Here is a 10,798-nt window from a genome sequence, read left to right on the forward strand (position 1 = left end):
ACACGTAGTATTTATTACTAAGAATTTTATATACTTAATGTTTTTTATTCTCTATTGGTCTAATTATTAATCTGTCATAAATAACTAAAGTTACGACTGAAAAGATTCCAATACCAAATATCACATACCATATTTTATTAGGAGTGTAAGTATTCCAAAGCATATCAACTACATCCCAATGTGACATTCCTAATTTTGACTCTGCTAATGCAAAGTATTCATTTTTAGAGAAAGGAAAGTGCACTTGACTAATATCAATGCTTTTCGAAGTTGCAAAGTCTTTGAATGATTGTACGACTGCTGTCCAATCAACAGTATCTGCTTTTAGATTGAATTGTTTTTCGAAAGCAGAAATAGACATATTTAATGTTTTAGCTCCTTGTTCTATAAATTGTTCGTGAGTTATTACTTCAGGCATTGGGATGTCACGTGTTGTCATTTCTCTTTTAAGTAATGATAACTTGTCAGACCAAGATTGATAAAGGTGTCCTGAGATATAATCAGTAACAAAATAACTAGCTGCTACTGGTAGAAAGTATGTTCCTTGGTATAGCCCATCTTTTCCTTTAGGAGTAATTAATGAGATGAAAGAAGAAACTGTAGGGCTAGACATCATTTCCCCAATAGAGAAAATCATAGTACCTAAAATTGTAAATAAAGGATTATGTGTATAGAATGTAAGTCCTACTCCAATACTTGCGATTAGCGCACCTCTAATAACAGCATTAATATGACGCATTTTTGTCACAAAGTAAGAGATAGTTACTTGACAAATGATAATCATAAAGGAGTCAATATTAGTAAACCATTCTGGTTTTACTTGACCATCCTGTGTAAGTAAAGTGCCTAAGAAAGGTATATTCTCATTAATCCACTTACTTAATGCTGCAGAGTTAACCCAATCTTCTATAAAGTTAGGCAATGTATTGAATAGCTGATTAAACATAGTCCAGAACCCTATCATTAATAATAGAAGGATACCTAGGCGTACATCTTTTAGAGCTTCAAAAATTCCTAAAATAGAGTCTTTTATAGCCTTACCTATTGAGTCTTTTGGTTTTTCTATTTTTGTTTCTTTATAGAAAAATAAAACGACAAATAGATTAATAGCAATTACAATAGCTGCCTGTATAAAGATTATCTTCCATCCATAAGTAGTGCGCAATCCAGATGACATAGCTGGGCCAATAAATCCTCCAATATTTACCATCATATAGAAAATACCAAAACCTAATGTTCCTGTAGATTCGTCTGTATTACTAGCAATAATAGCTGATGCTACGGGTTTAAAAAATGCAGCTCCTATTGCTACTAATAAGAATGCTGTATAGACATTGGTATATGCCGTTACTTCTCCTAAAAGATAATAACCAGCAATCATAATGATAAATGAAATTATCAATGAAATTTTATAACCAATACGGTCTGCAATAACTCCAAAAAATAAAGGTAAGAAATATAATATACCTACTACACCTCCCATGATACTACCTTTCTGTACGTGATCGAAACCAAGCGCACCTGTGTCTGTGGAACCTACAAGATAAAGACCTAATAAAGTATAAATACCATACCAAGCCCACCTTTCCATTAATTCCATAAAACTTGCTATCCAAAAGTTTTTATTAAAGGACTTTAAAGTTTGTCCAAAATTCTTATTATTCTGCATCATGGCAATTAGGGGAGTTTAAAATTAAGTTGTGTAAGTTAATTCCTATATTTTATACTGCAATGAATAAAATGTGAAAATTACGTGGAGTAAATAAAAAAAGCCGCTTAACTAAAGCGACTTTTTTATTTATTTATTTGTTTATTTCGAATGCAATATAATACTTATCGTACGTCTTGCATTAATTTTTTAATTAGTGGAGATAAAATGATTAAAGCAATACCTGCGATTAAAGCATATAGTCCTAATTCTTTATAACCATCTGTATATGATATTAAAGCATCATAGTTAGAAGCGTTCTCAGTATCTGGAGTAGACATCGCAGCTCCAATGATTCCTGCCATATATTGACCATATGCACTAGCTAAAAACCACATACCCATCATCATACCTTGAAGATTTGGAGTAGAAAGTTTTGTCATGATAGATAGTCCTATCGGAGACAAACAAAGTTCTCCTAGCGTAATGATTAATAATGCAAAAGTAAAGAAATCTAAAGAAGTCATACCTTGTAAGTCTGCAAATAATCTAGTTGCAAACAAGGCATAATATCCAGCTCCTAATAATAAGAAACCTAATCCAAATTTGATAATTGTATTTGGTTCAATACCTTTTTTAGCTAGCCAAATCCATAGTAAACCTAGGACTGGTGCAATAAAGATAATGAAGAAAGCACCTCCAGAATTATTTACACCATTTGGATCTAAATGCATTCCTAATAAATCAGAATTAAGATTTTTTGCTGCGAATATACTTAGCGAACCTCCAGCTTGTTCATAAATACCAAAGAATAGGATAGAGAACATAATGAAGATTAAAGCTGCAAATATTTTCTTGCGTTCTGATGAATTTAGTTTTGTCATCTCATAGAACAAGTATAATAATGCAAGTGGTCCTACAGAATACATAAAGTATGCTGTATACTCAGTATTGTCAATCATGAAAACGATTACTGGAATCATTGCAAAAGTCAATACATAAGTACCTATTTCTTTCCACAAAGGCATTCTTTTCTCATTTCCATCTTTTAATTTTTCTGTTGGTTGTAAACCGATTGGACCTAAATGTCTTTTTGTAAAGATAAAGTTGATTAAACTTATCAACATTACTAGAGCAGCTAAACCAAATGCTACGTTCCAACGGTGTTCATGACCAATAGTATCTTCAAAGATGTGCCCCTTACCAATAGCAATACATAGATATCCTCCAATTAATGCTCCTAAATTAATACCAGCATAGAATAAAGAGAAACCTGCATCAGTACGACTATCTCCTTTTTTATAAAGGTATCCAACCATTGTCGAAATATTTGGCTTAAAGAAACCGGTTCCAATTACGGTGAATGCAATACCTTCAAAGAAGTAGGTGTGTGGGTCAAAAGCAAGTATTAAACTTCCTAATATCATCATTGAGCCTCCCCAGAAAAGAGATTTTCGGAATCCTAGAATTTTGTCTGCAAAAATACCTCCTAAGAAAGTAAAAGCGTATACGAATGCCTGCGTAGCTCCATATTGTAAATTTGCTTGTGCTTCTGCAAAATTAAGCTGGTCAATCATAAAAAATACCAGCATTCCTCTCATCCCATAGAAGCTAAAACGCTCCCACATTTCTGAGAAAAATAAACTCCAAATTTGTTTCGGGTATTTCCCCGAAAAATTCTGAATCTCTTCTAATGTCTGTGTCTGACTCATTTTATTAATTTATTTTTATTGTCGTAAGAACATGGTGTCTTATCTGACGCCATGCATTAATTTTTTCAATAGTGGATTTACCAGCATTACTAATATACCAGCCGCAGCAGGTATCAATGTGAATAAGAAGAAGAAATGACTTAATGAATAGTCATTTTTGATAACTTCAATTTGTCCACCTAGTATTGCAGCAAACTTCTGTGCAATAGCTAAAGCTAAATACCACATTCCAAACATAAATGCAAGCATTTTACCTGGTACAAGTTTAGATACATAAGATAATCCAACAGGTGAAATAAATAATTCTCCTAAGGTATGGAATAAGTATGTTAATACTAGGAACATCATTGACATTTTTACTCCATCTCCAGCACCTAAAGCTCCTAATCCAAGAATTAAGAAACCTATAGCTACAAGTAGTAAACCAATTCCATATTTAAATGCTGCTGGAGGATTGTATTTAGAATCCCAAAGTTTGGATACAGAAGAAGCTAATGCAATAATGAAGAAAGAGTTTAAGATAGAAAACCATGAAACTGTTATCTGAGATGCTTCTTTTGAAAATTCATTTGATAACATCCATATTGCTGCTGCCCAAATCGCTCCAAAACAGATAAATAATATAATATTTGATAATGCAATTTTTTTCCAAGTAGCTTTTGCTAACATAACTAAGACTCCTGAAATTATTATCAGCGGAATAATTGTCAAACAGGTGTTAATTACGTTAAATACAATTAGAGAAGTACCTTCTAATGATCTATCTACATAATCTCTTGCTACAAGTACTAATGATGTAGCACCTTGTTCAAAGCTCATAAAGAAGAACATTAAGAAAAATGCAAGTAGAATAACTGCAAACATTCTATCTCTAATTATTTTTCCATAACGCATTATTCTAGATATCACTAAGAATAAGAAAAGTACTAAGGCAATGATAGCCATTATATTTTGTCCTCTTAAGAATGGTGTATCCAAACTTGCGAACATATCATATACATTATTCTTAGATAACGGGTCATTAAATGCATATAACAATCCGATAACGGAAACAAGTACAATCAAGATATAATCTAATGTTGTAAAAGGATTTCTAGTTTCTTTATCTTCTTCTTTTTGGGCTGCTGTTTTTTCAATAGTTTCATCAACTTTTTTCAATTCTCCAATGTTTCCAAATAAAGGTTTAGAGAACCAAAACTGTAACGTTCCTAATAGCATAAAAATACCTGCAAGACCAAATCCAAAATGCCATCCTACGCGCTCAGCTAAGTAACCACATAACATCATTCCAAAGAAAGCACCTGAGTTAACTCCCATATAGAAAATTGTATAAGCTGCATCTTTCTTTTCTGGAAGATATTTATACATTTCACCTAATATAGAAGGCATATTAGGTTTAAAGAATCCTGTACCAATTACCAGACACGCTAAACCTATAAAAAACATAAATTTTGCATCAAAAGCCATTGCAGCGTGTCCTATTGTCATTACAATAGCTCCTACAATCACTGCCCAACGTGATCCTATATATTTATCTGCAATTACACCTCCTAATATTGGGGTTAAATACAATAACATTGCATATGTACCATATAATGCACCAGCTTGCTCTGCTGACCATCCCCATCCTGAAAATGGATCATCAAATAATACTTTCGCTGTTAAGAATTGTATCAATAATACTCTCATCCCGTAAAAGGAGAATCGTTCCCACATCTCTGTAAAGAATAGAACGAATAGACCTGCAGGGTGACCAAGCACCTTTGACTTAAATAGATCTGAATTAGTAGCTGTTTCTGCTGCCATTTGTAATTTTATTAGTTTGTTTTAATGTAAGTTGTTATGTATAACGAAAATACTATAAGTTATTAAGTATATAATTTGTCATTTTAGTATATAACTGTAATCGAGTATTACCTCCATAAATGCCGTGATTTCTATCTGGGTATATTAACCAATCGAAATCTTTGTTTTTTTGAACAAGCGTTTCTATCATTGCCATTGCATTTTGAACATGCACATTATCATCTGCAGTACCATGGATTAATAAATAACGTCCTTTTAGTTTATCTGCATGAGTAAAAGGAGAGTTATTGTCATACCCACTAGGATTTTCTTGTGGGGTAGTCATGTATCGCTCTGTATAGATACTATCGTAATATCTCCAATTAATCACAGGTGCTACAGCTATTGCCATTTTAAATACATCATTACCTTGAAGTAAACAATTTGATGACATAAAACCTCCATAACTCCATCCCCATATTCCTATACGATTTGCATCGATATAATCTAGATTACCTAAATATTTTGCTGCGTTTATTTGATCTTGTACTTCGTATTTTCCTAATTGTAGTTGTGTTAGTTTTTTGAAATCAGCACCTCTGAATCCTGTTCCTCTACCATCTACTGTAACTACGATATATCCTTTTTGGGTCAACATTGCATGCCAATAGTCATTTGAATCAAACCATTTATCTGCCACTTGTTGAGACCCTGGTCCACTATATTGATACATGAATACTGGATATTGTTTTTTAGGGTCGAAATCTTTTGGCTTCATTACCCATGCATTTAACATCATGCCATTATCAGTAGGTATTTGTGTAAATTCCTTTTGAGGTAAGTTATATTCTTGCAGTTTTTCTTCTAACGCTTGATTACTTAATATTTCTTTAACTACTTTTCCTGTTTTTGAATTACGTAAAGTATAAGTTGGTGCTGTAGATGTAGAACTATAAGTATTGATGAATAAATCAAATTTTGGACTAAATATAGCAGTATTAGTTCCCTCTTGATTAGTTAGTTGTTTCTTGTTTTTTCCATTTAGGTCAATAGCAAAAATATCGCGATATATAGAACCTCTTTCTACTGATTGGAAATAAAGCTTTTTAGCTTTTGGATCAATTCCATAGTAATCTGTTACTTCCCAATCTCCTTTCGTAATCTGATTTACTAGTTTTCCCTCTTTGTTGTAGTGGTATAAGTGATTATGACCATCTCTTTCACTTAACCAAATGAAATCATTATTATCAAGGAAGTTAATAGTGTTAACATCAACATATGCTTTGTCTGTTTCATTTAGAATTAGTTTTTTATTTAATGTGTTTCCATCAATAAAAAACAATTTTAAGTCATTTTGATGTCTATTAATTATTTGAGCACTCAAATAATTGTTATCATTTGTCCATTTAATTCTAGGTATATAGAAATCATTAAACTCTGATAAGTTAACTTCTGAAGTGTTTTTAGTATTTAAATCGTAGATATGGATTGAAACCACAGAGTTGTTTTCTCCTGCTTTTGGGTATTTAAATTTTTCCTGAGTAGGATATAATCCTGTACCATATACGTCCATTGAATATTCTGGTACTTCAGTTTCGTCAAATTTCACGAAAGCTAATTTGTTCCCGTCTTTATTCCAATCAAACATTCTAACGATGCTAAACTCTTCTTCATAAACCCAATCCGAAATACCATTGATAATGTGATTCTTTTTACCATCATGAGTAACTTGCTCTGTTTTCTTAGTAGCAATATCATAGATAAATAAATCGTTCTGATAAGCATAAGCAATTTTAGAACCATCTTTTGAGAAGGTAGGCTCTATGATCTTATGATCAGCTATCTTAACAATTGAATTATTTGCTGGGTTAAATAGAAAGTAATCAGCTAGGAAAGAACGACGAAAGATTGGAGTAGTATTAGTTCCTATTAAAATTTGCTTTTCGTCATTATCAAAAACGTAAGTATCTATTGATTTTATTTCTGAAAAATCAGTATTGTTGAATATGGTTTTTGCCTTTTCTAGAGTTTCAAAGTCATAAAGATTGATGACTTGTTTATTGTCAGAAATATATTCAATTCGTGAATATTGGTTGCTATTTTCCATAGCATTTACTGACTGCATTGCTTTGGTACGGAATGTTCCATCCCAAATTTCTTTAAGTTCAATCTGCCTTTGTGCAAAGCTAAATTGTGAAGCTATTACACAAAAAAGTATAGTAAAGTTAAGGTGTTTCATTATATATTTAATCGAAAAAACTTCCAATTTTAGTGAAAAAATATGATTTGCACCAATTTTTTTTTAAGATTAACCAATAAAAGCTTAAATCTGTTGACTCGGTTTTATTAATAAAAGTCACAATAAATTAAATAAAAACTATGAATTGTGGTTTTTTTAGTTTTTTTAACCTTAGAAGAATGGCTTATCTTTGTCGCATAAATAAAAATTGACATGGCAAGTAATATTAATGGATTTTCTAAATTAAGTAAAGGTGACAAAATCAATTGGATAGCAAAGACTTATTTTAGTAATCCCCAAGATGTAATTGAATTAATTGAACAATATTGGAATTCAGATGAAGAGTTGCAAAAGCTTCACGATGAGTTTATTGAGAATACAATTACTAATTTTTATTTACCTTTTGGTGTAGCACCTAACTTTCTGATTAATGAAAAGTGGTATACAATACCGATGGTTATTGAAGAAAGTTCAGTAGTGGCAGCTGCTTCTAAAGCTGCTAAATTTTGGTCAGAACGAGGTGGATTCAAAACAACGATTTTGGGTACTGAAAAAATAGGTCAAGTGCATTTTATATATAAAGGTGATAAAAGTAAATTGACTACTTTTATTTATGATACTCAAAAGACCTTTTTAGATGATACTTTATCTATCACACAAAATATGCAAAAGCGTGGTGGTGGTATCAAAAATATTGTATTAAGAGATAAAACTGCTGATATACCAAATTATTATCAATTACATGTGACATTTGAAACTATTGATAGTATGGGGGCTAATTTTATCAATTCTTGTCTAGAGCAAATTGCTACTACCCTTAAAGAGAAGGCAATTAATTATAAGGCTTTTTCTCAAGAGGAAAAAGAGATCAATGTAGTTATGAGTATCTTGTCAAATTATGTACCAAACTGCGTTGTTCGTGCTGAGGTAAGTTGTCCTGTAGAGGATTTAGAATCTAGTGATATTAAGAATCCTCAACTATTCGCAGAGAAATTTGTACAGGCAGTTCGTATCGCCGAGGTAGAGCCTTTTAGAGCTGTTACACATAATAAAGGAGTAATGAATGGAGTGGATGCTGTTGTATTAGCTACGGGAAATGACTTTAGAGCAATAGAAGCTGGAGTTCATGCATTTGCATCACGAAACGGTCAATATAGTAGTTTATCTCATGCAGAAATTAAAGATGGAATCTTTCGATTCTGGATTGATCTACCTCTAGCACTTGGTACAGTAGGAGGATTGACATCATTACATCCAATGGTGAAGATAGCTTTACAAATGCTACAACGTCCATCGGCGACTGAATTAATGGAAGTAGTAGCTGTTGCAGGATTGGCACAGAATTTTGCAGCTGTAAAATCTCTTACTACTACTGGTATTCAGCAAGGACATATGAAGATGCACTTGATGAATATATTAAACCAATTTAAAGCTACTGATGAAGAGCGTATTAAAGTGGTTGCTCATTTCGAGAAGAATGTTGTTTCTCATAGCGCTGTGGTCGAATTATTAGAAAGTTTACGTAAGTAATGAGTGAGAAGTACTATAGTAATGGTAAGTTACTGATCTCTGGCGAGTATCTCGTTTTGGATGGAGCACTTGCTTTTGCTTTACCAACCAAGTTTGGGCAAGATATGACCGTTCAGACAATAGCCACTCCTGTTGTGAAGTGGATATCTTATGATAGCAATGGTAATAAATGGATGCAAGAGGAAATAGCTATTACAAACATTATTTCTGATGTTGAAATTATTGGGAGTGAGTATTTAAAAACATTAGTAAGTGTACTAAGGACAGCTCATAAACTTAATGGAGATATTTTATCAAATAAAGATAATGGCTTTCAAGTTGAGTGTAATTTATCTTTTCCTAGATTATGGGGTTTAGGAACTTCATCTACTTGGATTAATAATATTGCGCAATGGTTTAAGATCAATGCTTTTGAGTTATTAGAACAATCATTTGGAGGAAGTGGTTATGATATTGCTTGTGCTCAAAATAATCAAGCTCTTTTTTATACACGTACAAAAGACAATAATCCAATTATAGAAACTTTTGATTTTCAACCTAGTTTCTTAAACCACCTCTATTTTGTTTATCTCAATCAAAAAATGGATAGTAAAATAGCAATTGCAAATTATAGAACGAGTAGAGGTAGTATCGAAAAAGAGAAAGAGTATATTTCATCTATCAGTAAGAAAATTGCATCAGCGTCTAGTTTAGAAGAATTGCAATATCTGATGAGTGAGCATGAAAATATACTTTCTAATATCTTAAAACAGCCTACTGTAAAAAATCAGCTATTTAGGGATTTTAATGGTGCAATAAAAAGCCTTGGGGGATGGGGTGGAGATTTTGTTCTAGTTGCTTGTCAAGATGATCCTACAACATATTTTAAGAACAAAGGATACACGACAATATTGTCTTATAACGAAATGATTTTATAAAAAATAGCTAGCTAAATTCAAGATGTAACTTTAATTACTAGATGTACATTTTTTATTTAGCATGATATAAAAGCCATTAGGCAAAAAGATTATACTTCTTTGATTGTTTTAGAAGTTTTAAGTATATTTACAGTTCTTAAATAAGTAGGGAAATTTATTTTAAGAAATAGGAAACAAGATAGTTTTGATAATTGAGCAAATTGGAAGATTCTATCGGATTTAAGGTCATCAGAAATGATGACCTTTTTTGTTTATATCGGTAAGTAAGGTATTTCTTGAATTGTACTTGAAGCAGCGTAGAGAAACATATTGATAAAATATTTTCTAGTTTAAGCTCTCGTAATATGATAATGTGGTTGTCTCTATTTTTTGTAAAATAAAGTAGGGGTATAGAAATTTTAGAAAACGAAAAAGTTAAGATGACTTCATCTTATTGTCGCTCATCCACTTCATTACAGCCGTTTTATTTTCAAACTTTTTAATAATGAATTGATTAATGGAATAATTGATTCCTTATCTCCCATTATTGTTATAGAAGATATGACTTTTTCAACAATGCTTCAACAGTTCTTCAAGATTCCTTCAACAAACAGCCTTCTATATAGAGCAATCATGGGGAATTGTTGAAGAACTGTTGAAGGATTTTGCTCTAGTGCTTATGAATACTAGCTTTGGCAAGCATTCTAATTTTAACCCAAAAGATTGTTTTTATGGTAAAGTGTTGTATTTTAGTTAGTTGTGTTTTTTGTGTTTGAAAAAAAGTGAGGTGCTTTTTGTTTCACCGAAATAATTAAAATGTTTACAGAAAATCTCATATCCTGTTAATATGTAAAGGATATATTTGATATAGAAATCTATTTTGAAGACATAACTAATGCTGAAATCCCCTGTGAAGATTATTTTATTAATGTTGATGGTGAGTTTTTAGTCACAGAAGTTTTGAAAGATAGCTAGAGATAAAGAAATA

General features: G+C 31.8%; 6 protein-coding genes. 2 read left to right on the forward strand and 4 right to left on the reverse strand.

Annotation, left to right across the window (positions count from 1 at the left end):
• Window positions 1–34 precede the first annotated feature (34 nt).
• From RH98_RS13510 to RH98_RS13525, 4 genes are all read right to left on the reverse strand, one after another.
• On the reverse strand, window positions 35–1,672 hold the full coding sequence (locus RH98_RS13510) for an MFS transporter (protein ID WP_010255919.1): 1,638 nt from the start codon (window positions 1,670–1,672) through the stop codon (window positions 35–37).
• A gap of 161 nt (window positions 1,673–1,833) precedes the next feature.
• Window positions 1,834–3,360: a peptide MFS transporter gene (locus RH98_RS13515; protein ID WP_010255920.1), complete on the reverse strand. Its 1,527-nt coding sequence runs from the start codon at window positions 3,358–3,360 to the stop codon at window positions 1,834–1,836.
• Window positions 3,361–3,399: 39 nt separating this feature from the next.
• A complete protein-coding gene (locus RH98_RS13520) occupies window positions 3,400–5,166 on the reverse strand; it encodes a peptide MFS transporter (protein WP_010255922.1) in 1,767 nt (588 codons plus the stop codon).
• Between the two features lie 52 nt (window positions 5,167–5,218).
• Window positions 5,219–7,384, reverse strand: a complete 2,166-nt coding sequence (locus RH98_RS13525) for a S9 family peptidase (RefSeq protein WP_010255924.1) — start codon at window positions 7,382–7,384, stop codon at window positions 5,219–5,221.
• Between the two features lie 213 nt (window positions 7,385–7,597).
• Here RH98_RS13525 and RH98_RS13530 point away from each other — a divergent pair, with 213 nt between their 5' ends.
• Together RH98_RS13530 and RH98_RS13535 are read left to right on the forward strand one after the other, a co-directional pair.
• Window positions 7,598–8,914 (forward strand): hydroxymethylglutaryl-CoA reductase, degradative, encoded by a 1,317-nt coding sequence (locus RH98_RS13530; RefSeq protein ID WP_010255926.1) that lies wholly within the window; start codon window positions 7,598–7,600, stop codon window positions 8,912–8,914.
• On the forward strand, window positions 8,914–9,831 hold the full coding sequence (locus tag RH98_RS13535) for a GYDIA family GHMP kinase (RefSeq protein ID WP_010255929.1): 918 nt from the start codon (window positions 8,914–8,916) through the stop codon (window positions 9,829–9,831). The genes RH98_RS13530 and RH98_RS13535 overlap by 1 nt, the downstream gene beginning before the upstream one ends.
• Window positions 9,832–10,798: the final 967 nt, after the last annotated feature.

It is taken from the genome of Myroides injenensis M09-0166, from assembly GCF_000246945.1.
Taxonomy (GTDB): Bacteria; Bacteroidota; Bacteroidia; order Flavobacteriales; family Flavobacteriaceae; genus Flavobacterium; species Flavobacterium injenense.

Coding starts and splice junctions, on each gene's coding strand:
- RH98_RS13510 (WP_010255919.1), bottom strand. CDS start 1,672: ATGATGCAGAATAATAAGAATTTTGGACAAACTTTAAAGTCCTTTAAT.
- RH98_RS13515 (WP_010255920.1), bottom strand. CDS start 3,360: ATGAGTCAGACACAGACATTAGAAGAGATTCAGAATTTTTCGGGGAAA.
- RH98_RS13520 (WP_010255922.1), bottom strand. CDS start 5,166: ATGGCAGCAGAAACAGCTACTAATTCAGATCTATTTAAGTCAAAGGTG.
- RH98_RS13525 (WP_010255924.1), bottom strand. CDS start 7,384: ATGAAACACCTTAACTTTACTATACTTTTTTGTGTAATAGCTTCACAA.
- RH98_RS13530 (WP_010255926.1), top strand. CDS start 7,598: ATGGCAAGTAATATTAATGGATTTTCTAAATTAAGTAAAGGTGACAAA.
- RH98_RS13535 (WP_010255929.1), top strand. CDS start 8,914: ATGAGTGAGAAGTACTATAGTAATGGTAAGTTACTGATCTCTGGCGAG.